The sequence below is a fragment of the Caulobacter sp. genome, from assembly GCF_039596335.1.
GTDB lineage: Bacteria > Pseudomonadota > Alphaproteobacteria > Caulobacterales > Caulobacteraceae > Caulobacter.
On the sequence record NZ_JBCNJZ010000014.1, the window covers coordinates 25,356 to 51,034 of the forward strand.

General features: G+C 65.4%; 22 protein-coding genes. 12 read left to right on the top strand and 10 right to left on the bottom strand.

Annotated elements, in window-relative coordinates:
* The first annotated feature begins 8 nt into the window (after positions 1-8).
* The 10 genes from ABDW31_RS23330 (at position 9) to ABDW31_RS23375 (ending at position 8,852) form a co-directional block, all read left to right on the top strand.
* Positions 9-335 (top strand): aromatic ring-opening dioxygenase subunit LigA, encoded by a 327-nt coding sequence (locus ABDW31_RS23330; RefSeq protein ID WP_343699683.1) that lies wholly within the window; start codon positions 9-11, stop codon positions 333-335.
* The gene (locus ABDW31_RS23335; protein ID WP_343699684.1) at positions 332-1,159 is read left to right on the top strand and encodes an extradiol ring-cleavage dioxygenase; all 828 of its coding nucleotides are present in this window, start codon (positions 332-334) and stop codon (positions 1,157-1,159) included. Before ABDW31_RS23330 ends, ABDW31_RS23335 begins: the two co-directional genes overlap by 4 nt.
* A gap of 1 nt (position 1,160) precedes the next feature.
* Positions 1,161-1,547, top strand: a complete 387-nt coding sequence (locus ABDW31_RS23340; protein ID WP_343699685.1) for a 5-carboxymethyl-2-hydroxymuconate Delta-isomerase — start codon at positions 1,161-1,163, stop codon at positions 1,545-1,547.
* Positions 1,544-3,028, top strand: coding sequence for an NAD-dependent succinate-semialdehyde dehydrogenase (locus ABDW31_RS23345; RefSeq protein WP_343699686.1), 1,485 nt, complete (start codon positions 1,544-1,546; stop codon positions 3,026-3,028). The genes ABDW31_RS23340 and ABDW31_RS23345 overlap by 4 nt, the downstream gene beginning before the upstream one ends.
* 11 nt (positions 3,029-3,039) lie before the next feature.
* Positions 3,040-3,843 carry a 2-oxo-hept-4-ene-1,7-dioate hydratase gene (hpaH, locus tag ABDW31_RS23350; protein ID WP_343699687.1) on the top strand — a complete coding sequence of 268 codons (804 nt, stop codon included), beginning with the start codon at positions 3,040-3,042 and terminating at the stop codon, positions 3,841-3,843.
* Positions 3,840-4,637 (top strand): HpcH/HpaI aldolase/citrate lyase family protein, encoded by a 798-nt coding sequence (locus ABDW31_RS23355; RefSeq protein WP_343699688.1) that lies wholly within the window; start codon positions 3,840-3,842, stop codon positions 4,635-4,637. The genes hpaH and ABDW31_RS23355 overlap by 4 nt, the downstream gene beginning before the upstream one ends.
* A gap of 212 nt (positions 4,638-4,849) precedes the next feature.
* Positions 4,850-5,362 carry a sigma-70 family RNA polymerase sigma factor gene (locus ABDW31_RS23360; protein WP_184721658.1) on the top strand — a complete coding sequence of 171 codons (513 nt, stop codon included), beginning with the start codon at positions 4,850-4,852 and terminating at the stop codon, positions 5,360-5,362.
* 2 nt (positions 5,363-5,364) lie between these two features.
* Complete coding sequence (locus ABDW31_RS23365; protein ID WP_184721660.1) at positions 5,365-6,396, top strand: FecR domain-containing protein; 1,032 nt, start codon at positions 5,365-5,367, stop codon at positions 6,394-6,396.
* Positions 6,386-8,278 (top strand): NAD(P)-binding protein, encoded by a 1,893-nt coding sequence (locus ABDW31_RS23370; RefSeq protein ID WP_184721662.1) that lies wholly within the window; start codon positions 6,386-6,388, stop codon positions 8,276-8,278. The genes ABDW31_RS23365 and ABDW31_RS23370 overlap by 11 nt, the downstream gene beginning before the upstream one ends.
* Before the next feature lie 100 nt (positions 8,279-8,378).
* A complete protein-coding gene (locus ABDW31_RS23375) occupies positions 8,379-8,852 on the top strand; it encodes a Rid family hydrolase (protein WP_184721664.1) in 474 nt (157 codons plus the stop codon).
* Between the two features lie 181 nt (positions 8,853-9,033).
* Here the strand turns inward: ABDW31_RS23375 and ABDW31_RS23380 are convergent, their stop codons facing one another.
* Positions 9,034-12,234, bottom strand: coding sequence for a TonB-dependent receptor (locus tag ABDW31_RS23380; protein ID WP_184721666.1), 3,201 nt, complete (start codon positions 12,232-12,234; stop codon positions 9,034-9,036).
* A 397-nt stretch (positions 12,235-12,631) separates the two neighbouring features.
* On the opposite strand from ABDW31_RS23380, the gene ABDW31_RS23385 reads away from it, so the two are divergent.
* Positions 12,632-13,102: a DUF4303 domain-containing protein gene (locus ABDW31_RS23385; protein ID WP_343699689.1), complete on the top strand. Its 471-nt coding sequence runs from the start codon at positions 12,632-12,634 to the stop codon at positions 13,100-13,102.
* On the opposite strand, the gene ABDW31_RS23390 is transcribed toward ABDW31_RS23385, so the two are convergent.
* Complete coding sequence (locus tag ABDW31_RS23390; protein WP_343699690.1) at positions 13,094-14,089, bottom strand: DUF4928 family protein; 996 nt, start codon at positions 14,087-14,089, stop codon at positions 13,094-13,096. The genes ABDW31_RS23385 and ABDW31_RS23390 overlap by 9 nt on opposite strands.
* Before the next feature lie 10 nt (positions 14,090-14,099).
* Complete coding sequence (locus ABDW31_RS23395) at positions 14,100-14,660, bottom strand: hypothetical protein (RefSeq protein WP_343699691.1); 561 nt, start codon at positions 14,658-14,660, stop codon at positions 14,100-14,102.
* Positions 14,661-14,781: 121 nt separating this feature from the next.
* Between ABDW31_RS23395 and ABDW31_RS23400 the strand changes: the two genes are divergently transcribed.
* Positions 14,782-16,023: a DNA cytosine methyltransferase gene (locus tag ABDW31_RS23400; RefSeq protein ID WP_343699692.1), complete on the top strand. Its 1,242-nt coding sequence runs from the start codon at positions 14,782-14,784 to the stop codon at positions 16,021-16,023.
* Positions 16,024-16,110: 87 nt separating this feature from the next.
* Here ABDW31_RS23400 and ABDW31_RS23405 read toward each other — a convergent pair whose 3' ends face one another.
* The 7 genes from ABDW31_RS23405 to ABDW31_RS23435 all read right to left on the bottom strand — a co-directional run bounded on the left by ABDW31_RS23405 (position 16,111) and on the right by ABDW31_RS23435 (position 25,191).
* Positions 16,111-16,554, bottom strand: a complete 444-nt coding sequence (locus tag ABDW31_RS23405; RefSeq protein WP_343699693.1) for a DUF6527 family protein — start codon at positions 16,552-16,554, stop codon at positions 16,111-16,113.
* Positions 16,554-17,726 (bottom strand): ThiF family adenylyltransferase, encoded by a 1,173-nt coding sequence (locus ABDW31_RS23410; RefSeq protein ID WP_343699694.1) that lies wholly within the window; start codon positions 17,724-17,726, stop codon positions 16,554-16,556. Before ABDW31_RS23410 ends, ABDW31_RS23405 begins: the two co-directional genes overlap by 1 nt.
* Positions 17,701-18,099, bottom strand: a complete 399-nt coding sequence (locus ABDW31_RS23415) for a multiubiquitin domain-containing protein (RefSeq protein ID WP_343699695.1) — start codon at positions 18,097-18,099, stop codon at positions 17,701-17,703. Before ABDW31_RS23415 ends, ABDW31_RS23410 begins: the two co-directional genes overlap by 26 nt.
* Positions 18,100-18,186: 87 nt before the next feature.
* Positions 18,187-21,582, bottom strand: coding sequence for a UvrD-helicase domain-containing protein (locus ABDW31_RS23420; RefSeq protein ID WP_343699696.1), 3,396 nt, complete (start codon positions 21,580-21,582; stop codon positions 18,187-18,189).
* Position 21,583: 1 nt separating this feature from the next.
* Entirely contained in the window at positions 21,584-22,159 is a 576-nt protein-coding gene (locus tag ABDW31_RS23425; RefSeq protein ID WP_343699697.1) for a hypothetical protein, read from the bottom strand.
* Positions 22,156-22,947: a DNA-binding response regulator gene (locus ABDW31_RS23430; RefSeq protein ID WP_343699698.1), complete on the bottom strand. Its 792-nt coding sequence runs from the start codon at positions 22,945-22,947 to the stop codon at positions 22,156-22,158. The genes ABDW31_RS23425 and ABDW31_RS23430 overlap by 4 nt, the downstream gene beginning before the upstream one ends.
* A 915-nt stretch (positions 22,948-23,862) precedes the next feature.
* Positions 23,863-25,191 (bottom strand): hypothetical protein, encoded by a 1,329-nt coding sequence (locus ABDW31_RS23435; RefSeq protein WP_221444583.1) that lies wholly within the window; start codon positions 25,189-25,191, stop codon positions 23,863-23,865.
* Between the last annotated feature and the right edge of the window lie 488 nt (positions 25,192-25,679).

The window sequence follows — 25,679 nt, forward strand, 5'->3', positions numbered from 1 at the left end:
ATCCCGCCATGAGCCTGTACGCCCTGCAGAAGCTGCTGTTCACCCTCAACCGCGATCCGGCGTTGCAAGCGGCGTTCAAGGCCGATCCGGCGCCGGTGCTGGATGGCTATCGCCTGACCGACGAGGAGCGTCAGGCGATGACGGCTCACGACGTCGGCCTGCTGTACGTGCTGGGCGTCAACGGCCAGATCCTGATGCACTTCGCCGCCTTCTGCGGTTTCGCCTGGCCCGACTATCTGGAAGCCATGCGCGAGGGCGTACGCCGCCACGGCCCCGTGCGGGCCGGCGTCTACGCCATGACCAGTTCTCTCGACGAAAAGGTCGCCGGACTATGAGCCTTGTCTTCGCCGGCGTGACCAGCCACGGCCCGGGCATCACCGCCCGCCCCGAAACCGCCGATCCGGTGGTGCGCGACGCCTTCTTCGCGGCGCTGGGAAGCATGCGCGAGCAGCTGGAGGCGTCCAAGCCCGACGCCCTGTTGGTGATCGCCGCCGAGCACTTCGCCAACTTCTTCATGAACAACATGCCGGCCTTCGCCATGGGCATGGCCGATGTCTATGAGGGGCCGATCGAGGACGAGGCCTGGCTGAAGATCAAGCGCCGCGACGACATCCCAGGCGACGCCGACCTCTCCAAGCGGCTGATCACCGAGATGATGCAGACGGTCGACGTGGCCTTCGCCGAAGAGTGGCGCTTCGACCACGGCATCTCCGTGCCGCTGCACTTCCTGACGCCCGACTACGGGCTGAAGATCATTCCGGTGAACATCAACTGCCAGGGCCCGCCCCTGACGCCGCTGCACCGCGCCTGGGCGTTCGGCGAGGCCCTGCGCCGCGCCTGCGACAAGGTCCCCGAGCGCATCGCGGTGATCGCCACCGGCGGCATCTCGCACTGGCCCGCCACCCCGGACTCCGGGAAGATCAACGAGGCCTGGGACCGCGACTTCCTGGATCGCTGGGCGCGCAACGACCGCGCGGCCCTGACCGCCTATACCGACGCCGAGACCTATCGCGACGGCGGCCAGGGCGGTTTCGAGATCCGCACCTTCATCGCCCTGGCGGCCTGCGCCGGCGGCCAAGGCGACGTGCAGTTCTACGGCCCGATCCCGCAGTTCGCGGTCGGCTGCACCGTGGGCGTCATGGACATCGTCGAGCCCTGACATGCCCCACTGCACCGTCGAATACACCCGCAACCTGGACGCCCGCGGCGACATCCCCGGCCTGCTGGCCAAGCTGGCGGCCAAGTTCCGCGACAGCGACGGGGTGTTCCCGATCGGCGCCATCCGCGTGCGCGCCATCCGCCTGGACGAGTATGTGATCGCCGACGGCGCGGCCGACGACGCCTTCGTCCATATCACGGTGAAGATCGGCGAGGGTCGCCCGGCGGAATTCCGCAAGGCGTTCTTCGACGCCTTCTTCGACATCGCGAAGGACCACCTGGCGCCGGTCTTCGACGAGCGCGGCACGGCCCTGTCGATGTACGTCGAGGAGGTCGACGAGCAAGGCGCCTATCGCCACAACACCATCCACAAGCGGTTCGGGCGATGAGCACCATACTGCTTGGCGGCCTCCTGAAGCTGGACCGCCCCGAACTGCTGGACGGTCGCGCGCTGATCGGCGGTCAGCGGGTCGACACCGCGGCGACCTTCGCGCCCACCGATCCGGCCACGGGCCTGCCCGCCGGCGAGGTCTCCGACGTAGATCCCCACACCGCCCGCGCCGCCGTCGACGCCGCCGAGGCCGCGTTCCAGGCCTGGCGCACGACGCCGCCGCGCCGACGCTCGGCCCTGCTGCGCGCCTGGTTCGACACCATCCTCGCCCAGCGCGAGGACCTGGCGAAGATCATCGCCTGGGAAAGCGGCAAGCCGCTGCAGGAAGCCCGCGACGAGATCGCCTACGGCGCGTCGTACATCGAGTGGTACGCTGAGGAGATCAAGCGCCCCTCCGGCGACGTGCTGACCCCCGCCACAGCCGACCGCAAGGCGGTGACGACGCGCGAACCGGTTGGGGTCGTGGCCCTCGTCACGCCGTGGAACTTCCCGTTCGCGATGATCGCCCGCAAGGCCGCCCCTGCCCTCGCCGCCGGCTGCACGGTGGTGGCCAAGCCGGCCGAGGACACGCCGCTGACTACCCTGGCCGCCGCGGCCCTGGCGCTGAGGGCAGGCCTGCCGCCGGGCGTCCTGAACGTCACCCCGGCCTCGCGGAGCAGCACCCCGGCGCTGAGCCAGGCGTGGATGGACGACCGCCGGGTGCGCAAGATCTCGTTCACCGGCTCGACCCAGGTCGGCCGCCTGCTGGCTCACCGCGCCTCCGCCTCGCTAAAGCGGGTCTCGCTGGAGCTGGGCGGCGATGCGCCGTTCATCGTCTTCGACGACGCCGACCTGGACCAGGCCGTCCGTGCGCTGATGAAGGCCAAGTTCCGCAACGCTGGCCAGGCCTGCGTCGCCGCCAACCGCGTCTATGTCCAGGCCGGCGTGCGCGAGGCGCTGACCCAGCGCCTGATCCTCGCCCTCGCAGCCATGACCGTCGGCGCGCCGGCCGAGGGTCCCGCCGACATCGGCCCGCTGATCAACGCCCGCGCCCTGGAGAAGGTCGAGAGCCTGGTGGCCGACGCCGTCGCCGAGGGCGCGCGCGTGCTGCTGGGCGGCCAGCGACTGGACCGTCCCGGCTGCTTCTATCCGCCCACCCTGGTCGAGGCCGTGCGCCCGTCCATGGCCATCGCGCGCGAAGAGATCTTCGGCCCCGTCGTGGCGCTACAGACTTTCGCCGACGAGGCCGAGGCCCTGCGGCTGGCCAACGACACCGACTACGGCTTGGCCGCCTATGTCTGCACCCAGGACCACGCCCGCATGTGGCGCATGGCCGAAGGTCTTGAGGTCGGCATGGTCGGCGTCAACGAGGGCGCGATCTCCAGCGAGGCCGCGCCGTTCGGCGGCGTCAAGCAGTCCGGCTACGGCCGCGAAGGCGCCGCCGAGGGCCTCGCCGAATACCAGTCCGTCAAATATGTCTGCTTCGGCGGACTCGCCTGAGAGAGACCGCCGTGCTCAGCCAGACCCTAATCGAAGACTACGCCCGCCGCCTGGACGCGGCGGAAACCAGCGGCCAGCAGATTCCGCAGATCTCCATGGCCGAGCCGGACATCACGTTCGACGACGCCTACGCCATCCAGAAGGCCTGGGTCGCCCAGAAGCTGGCGCGCGGCCGCACGGTGAAGGGCCACAAGATCGGCCTGACCTCCAAGGCCATGCAGCGCTCGTCCAATATCAGCGAGCCCGACTTCGGCGTGCTGCTAGACGACATGTTTATCGACGACGGGTCCGAGACCCCGGCCAGCCGCTTCATCGTTCCGCGCATCGAGGTCGAGCTGGCCTTCATCCTGGGCAAGCCGCTGGAAGGCCCCAACTGCTCGATCTTCGACGTCATGGACGCCACCGACTACGTGGTGCCGGCCCTGGAGCTGATCGACGCCCGCATCCAGCAGGTCGATCCGGCCACCAAGACCACCCGCAAGGTGTTCGACACCATCTCCGACAACGCCGCCAACGCGGCGGTGATCATGGGCGGCCGCGCGGTGCGCCCGATGGACTTCGACCTCAGCCGGGTTTCGGCCGCCCTTTATCGCAACGGCGTCGTCGAAGAGTCGGGCGTCGCGGTGGCGGTGCTGAACAACCCCTGGAACGGCCCGGCCTGGCTGGCCCGCAAGCTGGCCCCGCACGGCGAGCGGTTGGAGGCCGGCGAAATCATCCTTGGCGGCTCGTTCACCGCCCCGGTGCCCGCCCGTGCCGGCGACACCTTCCATGCCGACTACGGCCCGATGGGCGCGATCAGCGTGAGGTTCTCGTGACCCCCAATCCGTTCAAGGCCACCCTGCGCGAAGGCCAGCTGCAGCTGGGCTTCTGGCAAGCCCTGGCCAGCCCCCTAGTCGCTGAGCTGTGCGCCGGCGCCGGCTTCGACTGGCTGCTATTGGACGGCGAGCACGGCCCCAACACCATCACCAGCCAGCTTGCCCAGCTGCAGGCGATCTCGGGCCACAATGTCCACGCCGTCGGCCGCGTGCCGGTCGGCGAGACTTGGATCATCAAGCAGTACCTCGACATCGGCTTCACCACCCTGCTGGTCCCAATGGTCGACACCGCCGAGCAGGCGGCCCAGGTGATTCGCGCCTGCCGCTATCCGCCCCACGGGACGCGCGGCGTCGGCAGCGGCATCGTCCGCGCCTCGGCCTTCAACCGCACGCCCGCCTACCTCGCCAAGGCCGACGAGCAGGTCTGCGTACTGGTCCAGGTCGAGACGCTGGAGGGCCTGAAGAACCTGGACGCCATCGCCAACACCGAAGGTGTCGACGGCGTGTTCATCGGTCCGGCCGACCTCTCCGGCGCCATGGGATTCCTGGGCAAGCCGGGCGCGCCCGAAGTGCAGGCCGCCATCGCGGACGCGTTCCACAAGGTGCGCGCGGCCGGCAAGGCGGCCGGCATCCTGACCGCCGACCGCGCGCTGGCGAAAAGCTATATCGAGATGGGCTTCACCTTCGTGGCGGTGGGCAGCGATGTCGGCCTATTCGTCAAGGCCACCGACGACCTGCTGGGCGCTTTCCGCTTCAGCGGTGAAGCCACAGATAACAGGGGGGCGGTCTACTAAGCGCCAGTAGCTGACGTTTCGATCGCTCCAGGAACGCGACGTTCACTGCCCGCTTCACGCTCCTCGATCCTTGACGCTGGCGACACGCGCCGGGACGGCCGCTGTCGAACTTTGAGGCAATCGCGCCGATTGCGATCAGCATCGCGCGCTGAGGAAGAAAAACCTTACGGCATCGAGGCGTTGTTGCGTCCTACGCAGCGGGAGGCTCCTCCATGCCAGCGTTGGTCATGCAAACACCCCTCGAGCAGGTCGTGCTCGAATATTCCGGTCCGCTCAAGCGCTTCTTCCAGCGCCGCGTTCGCGCGACCGAGGAGGTGGACGATCTGGTGCAGGAAGTCTTCGGACGCCTGGCCCGCCAGGACCTGGCGACGGTCGAAAACGTCCAAGGCTACGTCTTCCAGATCGCCGCCAATGTGCTGCGCGATCAAGCGCGTCGGGCCAACACCCGAGGCTTCATTATTCAACGGCCGATGGATTTCGACATTGAGGACACGGCCGGCTTCTCACCCGAGCGGGTTCTGCAAAGCCGTGAAACGTTGCAGGCCCTGATCGCCGCGCTCTACGAGCTGCCGCCCGGCGTGCGCAACGTCTTCAGCCAATACCACTTCGACGGCGTCTCGCAGGTTGAGATCGCCAGGCGCATGGGCCTGTCCCTGAGCACCGTCGAGAAGCAGATGGCCAAGGCCAATGCCCATCTCCTCAAACGCCTGAGGAAGGTCCTTTGAAGATGCACCCGGACATCGAGAGGATCGAAGCCGCCGCAGCGGCGTGGGACGCGCGCCTTCGACGCGGTGACGCTGTCGATCGCGACTATGCCGCCTTCCAGGCTTGGCTCGGCAAGGACGAGGCCCATCGCCAGGCCGACGAGCGATTGCAGGCGGCCCTGTCGGCGCTTCGCGGCCAGGCCGACCTTCCCGAATTGAGCGCCTTGCGTGACGCGGCGCGCCACAGCGCACGACGCACGGCTCGGCGCAGACTGGCCTTCGGCGGCTGCGCCCTGGCGGCCACGCTCCTGCTCGCGGTTGGCCTGACCCTGAACCTTCCACGCGGTCCGGAAACCTGGGCGTTGGTCCAGGGCGCGAAGATCTACAGCACCGCCCTCAACGAACGCACCCAGGTGGTCCTCGCCGACGGCTCGGCGGTGACGCTCGATTCCGACACCCATCTGGCGGTCCGTATCGGTTCCAAGCGGCGCGACGTCACGCTGCTGTCGGGGCGCGCCCTCTTCCACGTCGCCAAGGACCGCGAACGCCCCTTCGTGGTGCGGGCCCGCGACCGCACGGTGACCGCCTTGGGCACGATCTTCGATGTCGGCCTGGGGCAGAAAAGCCTGCGCGTCACGCTTCTGGAGGGACGTGTCGCCATTGGCTCGACCCAAGCCGGCGCCGCGGCGCGTGAGCTCAAGCCCCGCCAGGAGTTCGTGCAGAGCTCTCGCGCCACCGGTGGCGTGATCCGGACCGTCGATCCCGAAAAGGCCATCGGCTGGGTGGATGGCCAAATCTATTTCGAGGGCGAAACGCTGGCCCAGGCCGCCGACGAGATGAACCGCTACTCGCGCCTGAAGATCGTCGTCGGCCCCGCCGTGGCCAACCTGCGGATCAACGGCATGTTCCGGGCCGGCAACCAGACCGGCTTCGTCGGCGCGCTTCAAACCACCCTGCCCGTCGACGTCCGATCGGATGAACGCGGCCAGCTTTTTGTCACGAGACGGCCAGGCGCCGCTCAGGAACCAGCCATCGGGGACGCAGGTGAGCAATAGGACGGAAGACAAGCGGCTGGGGATGTCCGCCGCGATCAGTCGGCGCGATGTCGTCAACGGCATGCTGGCCGGCAGCGGCGCACTGTTGATGGGCGGTTGCGCCACGAACGCGGACGCGGCCGAGGCGGCAGGCCCCGTGGTCGATGCGTTCACCGGGCGCGGCGGCGTGGGCGACTATGCCCTGTCGAACGGCAACACCCAGGCGGTGATCAACGCCGCGCACCGCGTGCGCGACATGACCTTCGATGAGCTGCCCAAGGCCGACGATAGCGAACAGGTCGACCTAGTGATCGTCGGCGGCGGCCCGGCCGGCCTGCTGACCGCCTTCGACTACGCCAACCTGACCGGCGGCAAGAAGACCAGCCTGATCCTGGAGAACCATCCGGTCTTCGGCGGGGCGTCCAAGCAGAATGACTTCATGGTCAATGGCGTGCGCCTGACCGGTCCTCAGGCGGCCAACGACTTCGGCGTGCCGGCCAAGGGTTCGGGGGCGATCATGGACCGGGTGTTCGACGATCTGGACCTGCCGCGTGAATACCAGTTCGCCAGCTTCGATCCCAAGTTCAAGCCGCTGCGCTTCGCCTGGGACAACTACACCAACATGGACGGCTTCGGCGAACGCCTGGTCGACATCGGCTACCACTTCAACGCCCTCGACGGCGCCGCCGCGCCGCGCTTCGAGCGCAACATCTGGGACGACGATCTAGCGCGCACCCCGTTCTCCCCGGACCTGCGACGCCAGCTCCTGGCCTGGCGGTCCAACGCTGGCGGGACCTCGGGCCTGACGCCCGAGCAGATGGACGCCATGAGCTATGCCCACTATCTCGAGGTGGTGAAGGGCTACGATCCGGTGGTCACACGCGTGGCGCGTCCCCCCATCGCCCTGCTCACCGGCCTGGGCATGGGCGCGGTGTCGGCCCTGGCGGCCAGCCGCTACGTGACCAACAACGCCCGCCAGACCATGTCCTTCCCAGGCGGCAACAGCGGCCTGATCCGGCCGCTGGTCAAGAAGATGTTCCCGGCCGCGATCGGTGGCGAGAACACCTTCGCAGACATTCAAAGCAAGCCGATCAACTTCGCCGCCTTCGACCGCCCCGGCCAGCCGACCCGGCTTCGGCACGGCGCGACGGTCGTGCGCGTCAGCCATACCGGCCAGGCTGGCCAGGAAGATGGCGTGCTGGTGGTCTACGAGAAGGATGGCCGCCTGCACCAGGTGCGCGCCAAGGCCGTGGTGATGGCCAGCGGCGGCTGGGTGAACCGCCGGGTGCTGACCGACATGCCCGACGACATCCAAACTGCCTATGGAGAGTTCATCCACGGGCCGGCGCTGGTCGTGAACGTCGCCCTGACCAATTGGCGCGCGATGTACGACAAGGGCGTCACGGCGCTGCGCTGGTTCGACGACGTCAACATGCTGGGCTTCAGCGGCAACATCCGCACGCCGATGCTGGTGGACGGCATGACGCCACCGCTGGACCCGGATAAGCCTGCCATCTTCACGATGTACATGGGCGTCTACCCGGCCGAGGGGACCGACGCTCGGGCCCAGACGGTCGCCAGTCGCATCAAGCTGTTGGGCACGCCCTACGCCACCTACGAGCGGATCATCCGCCAGCAGTTGGCCACGATCCTGGCTGGAACCCGCTTCGACCCCGCCAAGGACATCGCCGGCATCGTCATCAACCGCTGGGGCCACGCACGCGTCGTTCAGCCGCCCGGCTTCTTCTTGGGCAAGGATGGCAAGCCCAGCCCGCTGAAGGTCGTCGCCAAGGGCTATGGCCGGGTGATCATCGCCCACTCAGAGCTGAACGGCGCCCAGAACGCGCGCGGCGCCTTCGAGCACGGCGCCCGCGCCGCCAAGGAAGCCGCGGCCCTGACGTGAGCCGCCGCGCCCCTCCCCTCGCCTGATCCTTTCACCGCCGCGTGCGCTCGCACGCGGCGGTTTGCTTTCATCCCTCGCACTTCATCGGAGAGACCAGACCATGCGCATCGCCGCTTCCCTCACCGCCCTGGCCCTGCTGGGCGCGGCGTCATCCGTTTCGGCTCAGGAAGTCGTCCGGCACGGCCGCGAAGGCTCGATGCTGCTGGAGAGCGTCGAACTGGGCGCAGGCGCCAAGACGCTGATCATCGGCGGCTACGCGGCCGCCCCGCTCGACCCGAACGACCGCTCCAAGGGCTATGGCGACACCAAGACCCAGACCATCAGCACCCTGAAGAAGATGCAGGGCGTGCTGGAGAAGCACGGCTACAAGATGTCCGACATGGTCAAGATGAACATCTTCGTCGTGGCCGACCCGGCGCTGGGCAAGGCCGACTACGCGGGCGTCAACGCCGGCTTCAAGGAATTCTTCCAGACCCCGGCAAACCCCAACACGGTCGCCCGCACCGCCCTGGAGATCAAGGCGCTGCAGAGCCCCGACCTCTATGTCGAGATCGAGGGCTGGGCGGCGCGCTAAGCCCCCTCACCGACGACCAGATATGCGATCGCCGCCCTTTTCAGGGCGGCGATCTTTTTGTTTCCAACGGAGCGCCAGGACCGAGTCTGAGGGGCTGGGCTCTATCGCGCTCCAACGCATGGAAACAAACACGGCATGTCTGCTTCCGGCGTTTCCACCGGAAGCAGACGACGACGGAAGACTAGAACCGGAAGCGAGCCCCCACGCGATAGGCCCGGCCCAGCAGGTCGTACTGGCTGGTCGTGCCGAAGGCATAGGCGACGCTGAATAGGCCGGGGATCGGATTGGGGTCGCGATCCAGCAGGTTTTCCACCACCCCGAACACGGTGACAGTCCGCCCCGCGATCTTCAGGTCGTAGTTCTGGGCCAGCTCGACATAGGCGGCCGAGCCGAAGTGGTTGATAGCCTCGGCCACACCTTGAGCATTGGTGGTCGGGAAGTTGCTGAGACGGCCACCGCCCAGATAGCGCACCGAGACCGTCGTGCGGCTGGGCCCATAGCTGTAGGTGCCGGTCAGCAGACCGTTCCACTTCATCGTGCCGGGCAGGCCCAGTTGGTCGGTCAGGGTCCCGGCCAAGGCGGTCTCGTTGGTCAGGGTGTTGGAGGCCAAAAGGCGCAGGTCCACCGCCCCCTTCAGGCTGTCGCTGAAGCGGGAAAGGTCGGCCTGGTACGAGACTTCGTAGTCGACGCCTTCCACCGCCTGCTTCTGGGCGTTGACGCCGCCGATATAGATGGTCGCGCCTTCAATGCCCTGGCTGCCCGGCACACGAACGATTGAGGCGCAGGACGCCGGATCTTGCTGCACGCCAGCGCCGTAGCACTGGTTGATCAGTTGCTGAGCCCCGATGGCGACGATCGCGTTGCCGATCTCGATCTTGTACCAATCGACCGAGGCGCTGAAGCCAGGCAGCCAGCCCGGCCGGTAGACCAGGCCCGCGGTCCAGGTCTTGGCCACTTCCGGCACCAGGTTCGGGTTGCCGCCGCTGATCGTATAGGTCGAGACCGTCGGACCGCCCGGCCGGCTGGCGTCGACGAAGGTGTTCTGGAAGGCGGTGCCGGCGGCATACAGATCGCTGAGGTTCGGGGCGCGGATGTCGCGCGAGCGCGTGCCGCGCAGACGCAGGTCGTCATTGACCTCCCAGGTCAAGCCGCCCTTCCAGGTCGTGACCGCGCCGCTGGTCGAATAGTCGGTGCGGCGGATCGCGCCGTTGAAGTCCACGCTCTTGAAGAACGGCGCGTCCTTGATCAGCGGGATCAGCGTTTCGGCAAAGGCCTCCTTGACGTCGAAGCTGCCGCGCGAGGCGCTGAAATTGCCAGTGAACCAGGCCGATTGCAGCGACAGCGGATCGGCGCTCGCGGTGAACTGCTCCTTGCGATACTCGAAGCCGGCGGCGATCGAGACCGGCCCCGCCCAGGTCGAGAAGGGCTCGTACTGCGCGTCGACGGCCCAGACGTCCTGCTGGATATCGAGGTCCTGACGGGCCTGCAGGCCCTCATCGACGCCCAGCACCCAGCGGACCGCGTTCTGCCCCGGCGCGCCGATGCCGAAGATGTTCAGCGGCACGCAGCCATTGGCGGCGTTGGTCAGCTGCGAACGACAGATGGCTTGTCCCGCCGCGACGCCGGCCACGCCGCCGGTCGCCGGGTTGGCGATGACGTCGATGGCCTGGTTGTAGCGCGCGACGATCGGGTTGTTGTCGCGCGTGTACCAGACGTCGCTGTCACCGCGCTGGTAGTAGGCGCTCCACTTGCCCGTCTCCAGGAAGCGGCCTTCCAGGGCGGCGAGGTAGCGGTTCTGCCGACGATAGTAGCCGGCCTCCCCGCCGTGACCGCCGGGCGTCACCAGGTCGTAGTTCAGGCGCCCCATGGTGAAGCCAGTCAGGTTCTGGGCGACCATCGCCTGACGGATGGTGGTGGGGATGAAGGGGTTGTCGATGCTGACATTGATGTTGGCCATCCGGTTGTACTGCGACGACCAGTTGGAGGCGTCGGAGCCGCCGCGCGACGCCTCGAAGACGGCGGTTATGGTGTCGGTCAGCTCGTAGCTGGCCCGGCCATAGACCGACCAGTTCTCGACCGGTGGCAACAGCGGCCAGATACGGGCGATGTCCTCGACCGTGCCGCCGGCCTGGTAGTCGCCGCTCTGGAGCGGCCCGAAGGTGAACTGGCCGATCTGCGCGTTCTCGCCGAACATCACGCCACGCAACGGGCCGCTGGTGATCAGGCCGCCTGGGGTCGCACGGCCATAGCCGATGTCGTTGCGCACGATGCGGCCCGGCTGACCATTGGTGGCGGTCCAGGCCGGGTTGGCGATCATCCGATAGCCGGGCTGATACCAGTCGCGGCTCATGACGGAGTCGACGCCCTTGCCCTCGAAATAGTTGGCGCTGACCAGCACATGACCCCGCCCGCCGGCGAACTTGGCGCCGAACGCCATGTCCGCCGTGTAGGTCTCCGCGTCACCTTGCTCGGTGACGCCGGCGCTAGCCGAGCCCTTGAAGCCGGTGAACTTGGTGTCGAGGACGAAATTGACGACCCCGGCCACGGCGTCGGAGCCATAGGCCGCCGAGGCGCCGCCAGTGACGATATCCACCCGCTGCAGCAGGTTGGTCGGCAGGAGGTTGATATCGACGGCCGAGTTGAGGCCGGCAGACACCACGCGGCGACCATCCAGCAGCACGAGCGTCCGCGTTGGACCCAGGTTACGGGCGTTGAGCAGATTGGCGCCGCCGCCGGTGGTGCCGGCGCTCAGCGTCGTCGTGCGCGGCGAGGTCGGCTGGCCCATCTGCGGCAGCTGATTGATGTAGTCGGCGACATTGGTCGGCGCCCGGCGCTCCAGCGCCTCGGCGCCCAACACCGTCGTGGGAGTCGGCGCCTGATAGCCGTCGCGAACGATCCGCGAGCCGGTGACCATCACCTCCTCGACCAGCGCCGGCGCCGCACTGGCTTCGGGCGCGGGATCGGCCGTGATCTGCGCTGTCGCACCAGCCTGGCCGTAACTGATCTTCTCCAGCAGCGACGGCGCGTTGCGCGCGGTGACGACGGGCGGAGCGCTTTCGCCCGCGGAGACCTCCTGCCCCAGGGTCAGGATCGCGCCTTGCGAGCCGACCCGCAATCCGGTGCCCTTAAGCAAGGCGGTCAGCGCCGCGCGAGGCTCCAGGCGGCCCTTCACGCCGGCCGTGCGGCGACCAGTCACCAACGTTGTTGGGACCATCATCTCCTGGTTGGCTTGGCGCGCGAAGCTGCTCAAGGCGCCGCCCAGCTCGCCCGGCGCGATGTTGAAGTCCCGCGCCTGTTCCGCCGCTGCGACCGAGGTGGCGGCCATGGACAGGGCGATCACCGTCGCCGAACAGCCGCCATAGATCGAAAGCTTGTTACGCATGTTGCATCCCCGATAGCTGACAGGCTCGCGGCCTTTTCAACTTCGGGGGACGCAACTCCGTCACAATCCCGCCAAAAAAGTTTCACTCGCGCCGACATCCGATACAAATCGGATCGCCTCGCCCATCGCGCGGGCGCCGCCAGCGTTCGAGCCGATCAGCGCAGGGCGAACCGCCTCCTTCGCAACAGAGCGGCCGTAGGCTGAGCTTCACCACGTCCCAAAGTGATTTCACTAGGCAGCAACGCGCCAGTTTCTGCCGTTGTCGCACCGCCAGGAACCGGACGTTCAACACCTAGGATAGGGAGACCGTCTCCGCCTCCTAACCCTTGCCCCTTGGGAGATAGCTTGTCGGAGGGAACTAGGATGTTAGCCTTCCCTGGACCGAAAGGCAGCTGGCGTGGATTGGACCGCAATAGCAGGAGAGCTTCGCGCGGCGGCGGTCGCGGCCGTCGACATGTTGAGTTCCGCGCTCGAAGGGCGACGGCTCTATGCGATCTGTCTCCAGACAGCGGATGACGGCATGAGCGTCGGTTTCTGCGCCAATACCGAGGAAAGCTACGCCGAGAAGCACGCCTCCGAGGCCAAGGTCGAAAACATGAGCTCTGACTACGCGGCCTATCTGCGCTGGGCGCCCGCCGAGTGGGGATACGAAGGGCCCGGCGACGAGTTTTTCGCGGACATCAATCGCGACCTCACTGCGGCAAGCGCCACTTCGCACGATGATTTCGCCGTCTATTTCGACCATCTCATACACGCGATGATCGACGCGTTGGCCCATCTGCGGGCAGAGCGGGCACAGGCGCTCGAAGCTGTGACTTTACACGGGCCACCACGACCGCCTTCGCCGCAGCGTCTAGGGCTATCTTGAGCTCAAAGTCGCAAGCTCGATGCGCAGCGAAGGATCGGTCTCCACCGCATCGATGATCTCGTTGTAGCGGGCAAGCAGCGCCTGGATGACCTCCAGGCGCTCACCATTGCTCGCGCCCTGGCGCGACAGGATGTCAGCGGCGAGCCATTGCTCGATGTCGAACACATCGAGGCGTTCACCGATCGCGGCGTTCTCCGCAAGGCCTGTGGCGAGCGCAACGCCGCGCCCGACCGTGAAGATGATTGGCCGCTGGCCCGAGGCTAAGTTGGCCTGGCATTTGCGGATGAGGGCCTCGCCTGGCGCCGTAGAAACGTGGATCGCCAGATCCCCTAGATCAAAGTCACCCGGCCGCGCCTGGCCTTCGTCTTTGGTGGAGACCGAATGGTGCGCAACAAGCTTGCCGTAATCGCCAGCCAGCTTGGCCCCGACGAGATGCTGCAGAATAGCGCCCAACACCATCGTGCCGGGCAACTCCTTCTGGCGCGCTTCGGCCTGAGCAAACAAATGCCTCAGCGCGGACCTGATGCTCAGCGTCGGGTCGACGCGAAACGCAAACGGTTTGGCCGCAAAGAATTGCCGAACCCGACCGATCCAGAAGGCCTCAACGCGGTCCAAGTCAAACGCCTCGCCTTCAGCCAGAGCGTTTAGGAAACTCACATAGGCGCTCATCATGCCCAGCGATCCGCGCGTGGTGCGGCCGCCCTCCTCGGCCAGGACCCGCGTGATGCCGTGACGCCCGAGGATGGTCTGCACCTTGGCCTTCCCAAGACCCAGAACCTGGCCTTCTCGACCGGTGCGCAGCTTGGCCGGATCAAGCGGCATGCCCATGGAGCGCGCGTGGTCGGTCACCACCAGGGGCAGACACAGGGTCCCCTTGGTGCGCACGCCGTGCTGCTCGGCAAAGGCCAAGAGCGCGTCTTCGAGCGTCGCGGGCGCTTGAGGCTCCTCGACGATCTCAAAACCCTTGGCGGTAATCTCGTCCGTCACCCTTTAGGCCTCACTGCTGCTCTGCGAGCGCACTTCTAGCAAATGCGAGGAAATCGGCGATGTGGCGAGCATGCAGAACAGCCACGCCGTCGGGGTTGATCTCTAGCCGAAGCCCGGCCTGTCGCGCCCATCGCATGATCGGCAGGATCCGCCGCGGCAGCGCGTAGAACGCCACGAACGGATTGGCCCCATGGTGGAAGTGACCAAACGCGCCGCCATTGCAGCTGGCGATCGGCGTCGCACCGGCGGCCGAAACCGTGAGCACTGCGGAGCCAACACCAATGTCGAGCCCATACAAGGCTTGATCAGGCGACAGGTCTTCAAGGCGGCAGAGCTCCTCAACGATCAGTGCCTCTTCCTGCGTAGGCTGGGCGGCCGCCTCGATCCGGGCGATCAGGCCAGCCTCAACGGCGATCGCATTTGCGACATCCGGCCAGCGAAAAGCGCGCAGGTCTTGATAGTGCTGATTGCCGCCGGGCGCGGCGTCCTCGCCTTGGACCTCTGAGCGGTGAGGTCGATAGAGCCTTGCAGGATCAATGTCCTGCCCCGGCTCGATGTCGAACAGCTTCATATCGCAACATAACTCGCTGAGCGGGCATTTTTGCAACGATTCGTGCTTAAAGGTTATTGACGTTAATGGAACGTAAGTGGAACTAGTCTAGCCGTTGCGACGAATCTGAGAGGGACCCGGCATGAAGCGATCCATCGCGTCGAGGAACCAGGCTCACCCTGTTGAGGCGCTCCAAGCGCCGCAGACCGACGCTGACGCGCGCGTTTTCTACGAATTCTTTGCTGGCGGCGGCATGGCCCGCGCTGGTCTGCAACAGTGGCGCTGCGCCTTCGCCAACGACTTCGACCCGATGAAAGCGGCCGTCTACCGCGACAACTGGGGCGGCGACCATTTGGTCTGCGGCGACGTGGCAAAGGTCACAACCGAGCAGCTGCCGGGCAAGGCTGATCTGGTGTGGGGCTCTTTCCCCTGCCAGGACCTCTCGCTTGCCGGCACGATCAGGGGGCTGGGCTCGGCCGATGCCGAGCAGCACACGCGCTCGGGCACCTTCTGGCCGTTCTGGTCGCTGCTTGAAGCGCTCCGGGGCGAGGGACGCGCGCCGCGGACCCTGATCCTGGAGAACGTCTACGGCGCCATCACCTCCAATCAGGGCCGCGATTTTGCGGCGATCTGCCAGGTGCTGGCCGACGCCGGCTATCGGTTCGGCGCCATGGTGGTCGACGCTAAGCGCTTTGTCGCTCAATCGCGCCCTCGCCTCTTCATCGTCGCGGTGCGCGAAGAGGTTGCGGTCCCCGCCGAGCTCGTTTCGGATCAACCTTCTCAGGCCTGGTCGCCGCCACGACTTGTCGCCGCCTACGACGCCCTGCCAGAGGCCACGCGCTCAAAGGCCATCTGGTGGGCTCTCCCCGAACCGGAAGGCGCCCCGACGCGGTTCTCCGAGCTCATCGAGGACCACCCTGGTGATGTCGATTGGCACACGCGCGCTGAGACCGCAAAGCTGCTGGCGATGATGAGCCCCGTTAATCACGCCAAGGTCGAAGCGGCGAAAAAGGCGGGGCGCCGGATGGTCGGCGGCGTCTATCGGCGCACGCGGCTCGACAGCCGCGGAATGAAGGTGCAACGCGCCGAGGTCCGGTTCGATGAAGTCGCCGGCTGCCTGCGTACGCCCGCCGGCGGAAGCTCAAGACAAATCATTCTTGTCGTCGACGGCAACAAGGTTCGCTCCCGCCTTCTTTCCGGGCGCGAAGCTGCCCGGCTGATGGGCCTGGATGACGACTACAAGCTACCCGCACGCTACAATGATGCCTATCACGTCGCCGGCGATGGCGTTGTAGTGCCGGTGGTCAGCCACCTTGCCTCCGCTTTGGTGGAGCCGATCCTAGACTTCGACGATTCCGCGCGAGTGCTACTCGCCGCGGAATAGATTGCATCGGCCGACAGCAGCTATTCGATCCTCATCGATCTCATTGGCACCTGTACGACCGACCGCGATGCTGCTCTGGACTCTGATCTACCTCCCTGAGAGCCAAGCGGTGAAGCGGGCCCACGCGCTCCTCTTTTGGGTCGAAGCATTGGCAGGCGCGGGTGCGTGGGCAACCATTCGCGCCGGCGGATCAAACATTTCAGCCCGCGCACGCCCATCGCGCAGAATGCCAGCCGCGATTTCCGCATCTGACCACGATCCCGCATCCACAACTCGCCCTTCGCGCAGGACGTAGTGTGACCGGCACTTCAACAGCCAGTTGCCGACCGACGGATGCAGCGAGACCGCGTCGCCGTCGAAGGTCATTTTCCATTGCGCCGGCGCGAACGGAGTCACCACCTCCTCGCCGCAGCCGCAGCAGCACAGGTGCGAGGCCGTGGCGTACTCCATCGAGATATAAAGGATGCCGGGGCTCAGCTTGTCCGGCATGTGCCGGACAAACTGATGATCCAGGTGCTTGTGCTTCAGCATTATTGATCCCCGTTCAGCAGCAGGTTGCCGTCGGTCGTGTAGGTGCTGTGGTGCTCGCCTTCTAGGTCCCGGTAGAAGCCGCGCAGCTTCTTCCACTTGATCACGGCCATGACCGCATTCAGGGCGTTGAGGTCGGCGACCTGGATGTTGGTGGCGTATAGGTCCTCACCCTTGTCGTCGCTGAAATCAATGCGGCCAGCATGGATGTGGTCGCGCTTGGCCGGCGTGCTGGCGGTGATGCGCAGGATGCCGCCGAGCGAGCCATCGTCGAGCTGCAGGCCCATGCCGACGTCGATGAACGAGGCGCCGATCGCCTCGAGCTTGTCGATCACCGCCTTTTTCGACGGGCCATCGTCGATGCAGATGAAGGCGAAGGTCACGCCGTCCAACAGGTGGGCGTTGGTGGCGTCGATGGCGACCGGATGCGGCACGATCCCTTTGCGCATGCGCGAATAGATTTGGGCCCAGTAATCGACCTTGAGCGGCAGTTCACGCAGGTCCTCCAGGGACGCCGCACCGGGTGCCCGGAAGGCGTTGTGCGACATGAAGTCGTCCGCGTCGAACAGGCGGATCTCCGGCGCAGGCGTTTTGGCCACCAGGTCGAGGATGTAGCCGCCCGTCCCGCCGACGCCGATGATAGCGACCGTCTCCTGCGCCAGCTTTTCAGCCAGAGCGCCCAGGCCGGCCCGCCCAGTGGCGGTGTCCGTGTAGTTGAACACCGACGCCTCCTCCTCTTCCGGGACCGCGTTGCCGCGGGCGGTGACGCCTGGCGACACGGTCGTCGCCGGGCCCGAAATCACCGCGATGTAGGTCGTCATCTTGTGGTGGTAGTCGCGGTAGCCCCCTTCCGGCTTGTTCGAGAACCCGTGACTGACGATCAGGCCATGGCCCAGGTTCGTCGGGTTATCCTGGTGACGCAGCGCTTCGATCGAGCGGCCGTCCACGCTGCACGGGAACTCGCCGATCCAGTGAATCACATGCGTTTCAGGCGCTTGGGTCTGGTCTCCAGCCAGGTTAAGGGTGGAGACCAGGGTGCCGCGCTTCAGCTCCTGCTTGGCGTTGAGGTACGGCACCTCGCGCAGGACCAAGAGATTGCCCTTGATCTGCACGAGGTAACCGTCCTCGCGGAGCTGCTTCAGGTCAGCGCTACGAGCGAACGGTGCGGGTGACATTGAAGACCGTCCCGTTCTTCACTTCGACCTTGCCGCCGGGGCCGAGTTCGCCCGCGTGCGGGTGCGCCGCTGCGTGGCGGTAGGTCATGGAGTAGACCGTGTTCTGGTCGGCGGCGCCGCCCGGGAAGGCGAGCTGCACGACCTGTTCGAACCCGGCGACCTTGCCAGGGATCTCGCGGGGGCGCGAGTTGACGATGATCTCGGTCTCGCGGTGCGCGAGGGCGTCCTCGATCTCGTGCTCGGCCTTGCGGATCTCGTCCTCGGCGCGGTGCTCGGCCTCGTGGGCCAGCGCCAGGTCGTGCTCCGCCGTCTTCAGGTCTTCGAGCGCGTGCTCGAGGTTGGGCGGTTCACCGCCATTGTTGGGGGTATTCATAAGTAGGTTTCCTTCGCTTGTTGACCAGCCTCGTGGGCTTCAAAGGGTCAATCGATACGAAGGCGGCGAACCGGTAAGGCGTCGGACCTAAATGTTCAGGGCGCCGGGCGAGACCGGGCCGCAGACGAAAAACGCCGGGCACCCAGGGCACGTGCGCTCCGACGGGACGGCGCTGAAGGCGCCGGCCCTGATCCTGGCGAGATAGGTCGAAAGCTTCTCTTGGCGGTTACGCAGCACCGTGGCGCTCAAGCTCAAGGCCGTGATCGCCTGGTCGGTGAGATGGACCAGTTCGACGCGGGCGCCAGACCCATGCTGCTGCGCGGCCAACAGCAACGAGGCCGCACCGACGTCCGAATCCTCCTTCGAGCGCATCCGCCCGGTGCGCACGCGCCGGAACACCAACGTCCCGTCGGGCGCTGTGACCACGTCTTCAGCGCGAAACACCAGTTCATCGCCGTCCAAAGTTAGGCGAAGCGGCGTGGATGGCACGGCCTTCGCGCCCGCCCGCGTCGATCGAAAATAGCGGACCATGTCGATCGCGGCGGCTTGAAGTTCAGGGAGAACGCCGCAGTCCGCAAGGCAATGGTCGATGCACGCCTGAGCGACGTGGCGGGCCAGGTCCGCATCCGTCGTAATGTCGATCGTCCCCGCCACGACGGCTTGCGTCACCGCGCGCACGGCCTCGTGCATGAGCATGTAGACGGTCTCGGAACGCCGGCCGCCGATCTGAAGCACATATGTGTAGAAGAACCGTCGCGGACATGGCTCATAGAGCGAGAGTTGCGACCCGGTGAACTGGAGCCTGCCGGCGACCACCAAGCTGATCGGTGCGTCCTCGGGCTTGGGCGGAAGGGTTCGAGTGGGCGTAATCGATCGGCGCGCCAGGTGGGTCCCGAGACGATCGAGGAACGGCGACAAAGGCCGCGCCGCGTCGTTGGACTTGTGGGTGACCGCGTAGAGGAAGAGGCGATCGCGCGCCCGTGAGGCGGCGACGTAGAACAAGCATTCGCGCTCTTCGGCGTCGCCGGCGCGGAACACCGTCAGGGCGTCGCCCTCCCCGCCGGCGACCATGCCGTCAGGCGGCAGACAGGCCGGGGACTTGGCGTTGCCGGGCAAGGTGTCCTGGTTCAGCCCGGGCAGATGGACCACCGGGAACTCCAAGCCCTTGGCCCCATGCACGGTCATGAGCCGAACCGCGTCGAGGGTTTGTGCGGCGGCCGGCAGCTGGCGTAAGTCGCGGTCGTCACCGATCCGGACGAGCCGCCGGACGCGGTCGAGCAGGCGCTTTACAGGCCACCCGCGCCCGCGCGGCTGGACGCGTAAGAAGTTCATGAATTGCCAGATCGCGATCCCACGCGACCGATCAGACACCGAGGTCGCGGTGGCGATGTCGGCGGCGATCCGCGTCCGATCAAGCAGGACCGCGGCCAGGACGTCCCATGGCGAGGATGCTTCGGTGAACCCCGCGAGCGCGGCCTGGAGGCGTCCCCAGGCGGCCTGACCGGGCTCGCTCAAGATCGCTGGGTCGATCTTCGACCACCCGCCGGGCACGTCGTCTTCTTCAGCGTCACGAAGCGCGCCGAGCACCAGGGCGACGTCGCCAAGCGATAACGAAAACTGAGGCGAGGTCCCGACCCGGACGACGCCCATGGCGCGCGCGTCGACCAGCAGCGACAACATCGCCAGCAGGTCCTTGACCTCCGGCCGTTCAAACAGACTGCCCAAGAAGAGCACCGGAATGCCCAGGCGTTCGAGGTCCCGCCCGATCGACGACAAGCGCTCGTTGCCCGTGCACAACACCGCCTGGTCGCGGTACTTGTGGCCGGCGGCTTTCATGGCCTCGATCGCGTCGGCGATGGCGACAACCTGTTCGTCGCTTTGCCGGACCGCGTGGAGCTCGACGGGGGTGCCTAGCGCCCCGCGATCGGCCTCGAGCCCAGCGTCGCCGTCCGACACCTTCATCTGCGCCGCGAAAGCCGAAAAGGTGTCGACCACCTCCTTAAATGACCGGTAGTTACGCTCCAGGCGGCCGCGCGCGCCGCCCGGGAAGTCGTCCTTACCGAAGCGCGCGGTGTTGAACGACGAAGCGCCTCGAAACCGGTAGATCGACTGCTTGGCGTCGCCGACGACCCAGAGATTCTCGCCCGTCGGGCAGATCGCCTCCAACAGGCGCACACTGCTCCGGTTGACGTCCTGGTACTCGTCGACGAGCACATGGTCGTACGCGCCCTGGATGCTCGCGCGCACCCCGGGGTCGCTTTCGAGAAGCCGCACCGGCATCGACACCAGATCGCCGAAATCGATGCAGTGCGCCTGGCGCTTGAGCCGTTCGTAGGCGTCGTAGACCACGGCGACTTCCGCCGCCTTATCGGCCTCATCGATCTGGTCGCTCGTCGCCGCCTTGGCGCGCATCGCCGCAGCCAAGGCGGCGTATTCGCTCGCGTCGACCACCTCGTCCTTGGCGCGCGAGATCGCCGACAGGATGTCAGCGATGTTGCGGGTGGGGTCGTAGAGGTCCTGGTAGTGCTTCAAGCGAAGGCGGGGAAACTCCTGCTCGAGCAGTTCGACCGCCTCGGTGCGGTCCATCATTCGAGGGGCCTTCGGCAAGCCGAGCTGGGGCGCGAAACGCCGCACGATGTCGAGGCCGAAGGCGTGGAACGTGCCCATCCACATCGCAGCGGCCGCGTCAGGGTTCTTGCGCGCGATCCGCTCGGTCATTTCTCCGGCGGCCTTGTTGGAGAAGGTCAGGACGAGGATGCGCCGCGGATCGACCCCGTCCGCGAGCAGGCCCTCGATCCGTCCTGTCAGCGTCTGGGTCTTGCCGGTCCCGGGGCCCGCCTCGAGCAGATAGGCCTTGCCCCGATGCTGGGCCGCTGCGGCTTGGAGCGGGTTGAGTGGCCGCTCGACGTGCGGCTTCTCGGGGATCAGAGGTTCAACCGGGAGCAATAGGGAGTCGAGCAACTGCTGAGCGACAACATCGACCGGCGCGCCCATCTGCGCCGCGATTTGCGACGCGGTCAGGCCTTCATCGACGTGAAGTCGCCGGACGAACGCGCGCGGCAGCAGGAATTCACGCGCGAAGAGGTCCATCTGGACCTCCCGGCGCTGGTGGCGGCCGTAGTCGACAACCCGGTCGAATCCGACCGGGGACGGCTCGGCCGGCCGCACGGCGTCGACCTCAGTGATAGTCACCGGCCCGGTTTCATCACCGAGCTCGACGTGGCCCAGTTCGTGCGCGACGAGGAACGCCTGCTCGAAGTCAGAGCCGATGTTCTCGTGGATGATCAGGCCATCGGCGGGTACGTACGTCGCCCGGCCGCCGTCGAGGATCCCAGCCCCTGGAGTCGCCTTTTCTACGTCCAGACCGCGACGCTTGGCTTCCGCGAGCACGAACGCATAGGGCTGCCGCGGATCCTTTCCGGTCAAGACCGCTTGCTCATGAAGATCGGCGGCCCGGCGACGGCCTAGTTCAGCAGCGTCCATGTCAGTCGACGTCCGCTAACAACCGCGCCCGATCGTCTTCGGACACGCCCGCGTCGATCAGGACGCGCTCAAAAGGCACCTGGGTCGCCGCCGTCGGTTGCGCATCAGCCCGATAACTGCGGGCGAAGGCGGGTGCGGGCGGGGGTGAGAGCCAGGCGAAAAGATCGTCGGGCGAGATCGAAACCGCGTCCGCGAGCCTCCGCATGAAGCCGCGGGGAACCGAGGCCGGCTGAATCCGGCGCTCGCGGAAAGACGTCACGACCTGGCGTGGGACGCCCATTTCGGTCGCGATTTCGCGGCTCCGCGTCGGCGACAGCGCCGCGAACGGGTCCGCCACGGCTTTTGGCTGGGCGGCGGCGTGCTTAAGCCAACCGGCATCGATCATGGCCAGGTCGGCGGCCGACAGCTCTTCGTCCGCAGGCTCGGCTTGCATAAGCTCGCGCGCCAGGTCGATCAGCTCGCCCGCGAACTGCGGATAGGCCGTCAGGTAGCGATCGAGGGTTACCTTCGCATGGGTTTCCTCCATGGCGAACGCGTCAATCACGTCTTCGAGACGGCTGGTGCGTGGATCGGTCATTGATCTTCCCCTTCGATCAGCACCTCGCGCAGCGTCTTGAACGCGCGCTCACGGTAGTTCCAGATCGTCTTGGGCGTCTTGTTCAGCACCTTGCAGATCGTGATGACGTCCGGATCCTCGGATTGGATTTGATATCCTAGCATAAGCATCTGGATGGTCCTGCTTTGTTCCGTTGGCAGGGCCTCAATCGCTGCGTCCAGGCGCAACCGGAAAGCCGCGTTCTCGATTTCCATCCCTTCGAACGGATTGGTGCTTCCCGCTGCCTGTTCGATCTCGGGCGTCAGCTCGCCGTTATCGTCGTCGTAGGTGAGCGGCTGGCTGCGATTCTCATCGCGCCATGCTTGCCGCTGCGCGTCCTGACGCAGGCGCTTAAGCGCCATGTCGAACCGAATTTCGAAGAAGTCGAGCCGGTCATCGTAGGCTTGGCGGTCGCCCGCCAGCATCTCGACGAACCGCTCATAGACCTTCTCGCGGATACGCTCCCTCGTCAGCAAGCGCGATGTTCCGTCGGCGGCGTCAGCGGTCGGCAGCGCGCGCAACACGCGCGCGGACAAGACCTTATAGAGCCGTTCGAACCAAGCGTCCGAATTGTCGGCCCGGCTCGCTCGTACGAAATATACCAAACACTCGGTCGGGATGTAGTGGGCATCGTCGCGCGCGCGGATCTGGGCGCGAGCAACAAGCTCGTCGCGCGACAGGCTCTCCAGCGTCTGCAGCGATGCCTCGATCTTCGCGGGCCGGCGATATCGCGACTTGTCCGGCTTCTGCTTTCTCAGCGCTGAGATCAATTCATCCTCCGCCTCTTACAGGTTCCCAACCTCACCCGCGCGCGAACACGGCGGGCGTCGTTCAACTGTCGGGTACCGCTGTGTCGGCCATCCCAAGAGGTAATCGGCGGCAACAAGGCCAACCGGTAAGCTTCGCGTCAAATACTAGTGGGAGGAGAACCACCCGCTCAAGGTGTGTCTTGGCCTTGCTTATCTATTAGCTGCTCGGCTCATGAGCTGGTCGCGAACGACGTGGGGCCTAGAAGCGAGATAGGCCTCGGTCCAGACAACGTTCCTGAGCTGATCGGCCCACCGGCGACAACCAGACCTTCCCAACGTCAGCGATGAGTCATGAGCAGACTCGAATACCCCTGCGCCTCGGCTCCAACCGCTAGAAAGCCTTCGCCTCGCGCCGGTCCGCCCATTGCTTCGGAGGGGCTCGAACTCTTGTGGCGGCGGCGCGCTGACAAGGAAGCGCCATCTCCTACGCTGTAACTCAGCTGGTGGGTTCTGTGGAGCGCCTCAGCCTAGATCCCCACTCCGCGCGGTTGTCACATCCTGGCCCGACCTCAACCGCGTCGCCCCGCTCTGCCTTCCGCCAGCCTAGCGCGATGAAGCAAAGATAGATTTTCGCTAGCGAGCCGAGACCTGTCTTCTCTCAGCGATTTGACTTCTGCTCGGAGCTTCGAAATCTCATCTCTGAGCTCTGACAATGGTGACGTCACCGGTCCCGCGCCGCGATCCGCTGTCGCCGATGTGGTGATCTGCTGCAACACATCCCGGTGCGTCGTGTAGAGGGGGTTCCGGGTCAGGCCCGCCTCGCGAGCGACAGAGGTCGGCGTCACCCGGATAAGCCTGCCAAGATGGTCGGGGTGAACGCCGCTTGCGTTTTGGAGTCTCTCGAGCGCGTCTAGGTAAGCCTGCTTTGTTGACGCATCACCCATTGTCGAGCCCTTCGGCTGATCGGTTCAAGGACGCGAGCACCGTGTCGCATTGCGCGATGACGTCCGTTAGCACCGCCTGTGTTAGGCGCGGAGCGCCTTCCGCCAAGGCGACGTTCCGTTCACGGCGAGCGGTCCAATAGGCCCTGTGGCGCTCCTCAACGACAAAGTTGGAGCAGCTAAGGCAGACCGAAGGGCTCCGATTGACCGGATTGGGCGCGACATCTCCGTCGCACCGGGAAGTTTCGGTCTGGAAGACGCACCAGCCATACTCACACGAGTGAACTGTGAGATCGGTCTCGCGCAGCACAAAATCCAGGTAGTCGCGGCGTATCTGGTCGCCGGCGCGACCCCGGAACGCGAAATTTCCGCTTCGTATCCGGTCGCCCAACTTCCCTCCCAAGGCGCCGTTCGACAGCATGGCGTCCAATGCGACAGCTGTTTCTGCGCGACGCTCCGCGTCCACCAGTGCGAGGAGGTCGAAGTCGCTGCCAATGTACCCTTTGGCGGTCATGGCGACCGACGCATGCTTAAAGTGTTCGGCTAGCCCTAGCAGTTGAGCTCGATCTTGCCGAGCGATGAAGCGAGCAAACGTTTTCCGAAACTGGTGTGTAGAAAAATCCCACCGGCGCCCTTCGTGCAATGGCGGCGCGGAGACCTCTATAAAATCATCCATCCAAACGGTGATACGGTTTGTCGTGATGCCTATGGGCGGGGAGTCTACTCTGTATTTTACCAGAAATAGCTCCCGACATTGAGCAGCTTGACGCAGGTTCCCACTGAGTTGCTCTAAAACGGCAACGGCCGCGACGACGGGTTCGGGGGCAATCCAGGTTTGCATCGTGCCAGTGGCGTTCGCACTGGTCTTGAACAGCATGGCTCTAATGTAAGCCTGAGACTGACTGGTGTCGCCGAGTTTGTGCCGTTCTACGCAGCCGAGTTGGAGGGACAATACTTCACTGACCCGCATTCCAACGAGTCCGGCGATCACTATAAAGCACGCGCTGTAAAGTTGCCGCTCTAATCGGCAAATATCCCTCATCGAGTATTTCCCGCACCCAGGAACGGCAGGCAACTTACTGTGCCTTATCGCTTTCGAGAGGGCCTTTCTTTCTTTGCTGTTGCTATAGCTCCTGATATAGATGTTACTTGCTATCGAGCGTGCCTGGAAAATGGTGGCGCTGTAGATTTCCACCCATTTGATTGCATCCTGAAGGATGTGGACCGCAATTTCGTCCGGAATAAATGGAATGGAATCTCGATCTTCCCGAGTAATCCCCGCTGCTTCATACGTCGTCTCTGTGGGAAAAGGGTCAAACGTCAAGTGGTCATCAAGAAATTTTCTATACCTATACATATCCTTCACGGCAGTAAGATACGTAGTTAAAGTTCGATTGTGGATCGTTGGCCGAGCCTCCCGCTTTTTAAAGGCGGCACCCCTCGCTCTCAGGTACAAAACGAGGGCATCAATATGATGCGGCTCTATTTCCTTTAATCTACGAACTCCATTGGAAAGAAGCCATCGAATTATTACGAATAATATTCTGGATTTTGAAAACATGGTTGAGGCGCTACAGCGTTTGCGGCCATCCAATGTTCTTGTGCGAAGAGACCAGAGGAACGCTTTTGCCGACTCTAGGATCGCGCGATGCGAGATGTCAGTGAGCAGTGTTCCGTCGTCCAACTCCACAGCCCAGTTGATAACGCACTGATCGGGCCTCCGGCCGGCCGTGGGAATGTCTAGCCGCCACGAGTTGTCGCCAAATTTGCTGACGCTCGAGACCGCCTCCGTTGCAGAAAAGGGCGCTTGAA

Excerpts from the sequence above, each read along its gene's own strand:
- ABDW31_RS23330 (WP_343699683.1), top strand. The coding sequence starts at position 9 with ATGAGCCTGTACGCCCTGCAGAAGCTGCTGTTCACCCTCAACCGCGAT.
- ABDW31_RS23335 (WP_343699684.1), top strand. The coding sequence starts at position 332 with ATGAGCCTTGTCTTCGCCGGCGTGACCAGCCACGGCCCGGGCATCACC.
- ABDW31_RS23340 (WP_343699685.1), top strand. The coding sequence starts at position 1,161 with ATGCCCCACTGCACCGTCGAATACACCCGCAACCTGGACGCCCGCGGC.
- ABDW31_RS23345 (WP_343699686.1), top strand. The coding sequence starts at position 1,544 with ATGAGCACCATACTGCTTGGCGGCCTCCTGAAGCTGGACCGCCCCGAA.
- ABDW31_RS23360 (WP_184721658.1), top strand. The coding sequence starts at position 4,850 with ATGCCAGCGTTGGTCATGCAAACACCCCTCGAGCAGGTCGTGCTCGAA.
- ABDW31_RS23365 (WP_184721660.1), top strand. The coding sequence starts at position 5,365 with ATGCACCCGGACATCGAGAGGATCGAAGCCGCCGCAGCGGCGTGGGAC.
- ABDW31_RS23375 (WP_184721664.1), top strand. The coding sequence starts at position 8,379 with ATGCGCATCGCCGCTTCCCTCACCGCCCTGGCCCTGCTGGGCGCGGCG.
- ABDW31_RS23380 (WP_184721666.1), bottom strand. The coding sequence starts at position 12,234 with ATGCGTAACAAGCTTTCGATCTATGGCGGCTGTTCGGCGACGGTGATC.
- ABDW31_RS23395 (WP_343699691.1), bottom strand. The coding sequence starts at position 14,660 with ATGAAGCTGTTCGACATCGAGCCGGGGCAGGACATTGATCCTGCAAGG.
- ABDW31_RS23400 (WP_343699692.1), top strand. The coding sequence starts at position 14,782 with ATGAAGCGATCCATCGCGTCGAGGAACCAGGCTCACCCTGTTGAGGCG.
- ABDW31_RS23405 (WP_343699693.1), bottom strand. The coding sequence starts at position 16,554 with ATGCTGAAGCACAAGCACCTGGATCATCAGTTTGTCCGGCACATGCCG.
- ABDW31_RS23410 (WP_343699694.1), bottom strand. The coding sequence starts at position 17,726 with ATGTCACCCGCACCGTTCGCTCGTAGCGCTGACCTGAAGCAGCTCCGC.
- ABDW31_RS23415 (WP_343699695.1), bottom strand. The coding sequence starts at position 18,099 with ATGAATACCCCCAACAATGGCGGTGAACCGCCCAACCTCGAGCACGCG.
- ABDW31_RS23420 (WP_343699696.1), bottom strand. The coding sequence starts at position 21,582 with ATGGACGCTGCTGAACTAGGCCGTCGCCGGGCCGCCGATCTTCATGAG.
- ABDW31_RS23425 (WP_343699697.1), bottom strand. The coding sequence starts at position 22,159 with ATGACCGATCCACGCACCAGCCGTCTCGAAGACGTGATTGACGCGTTC.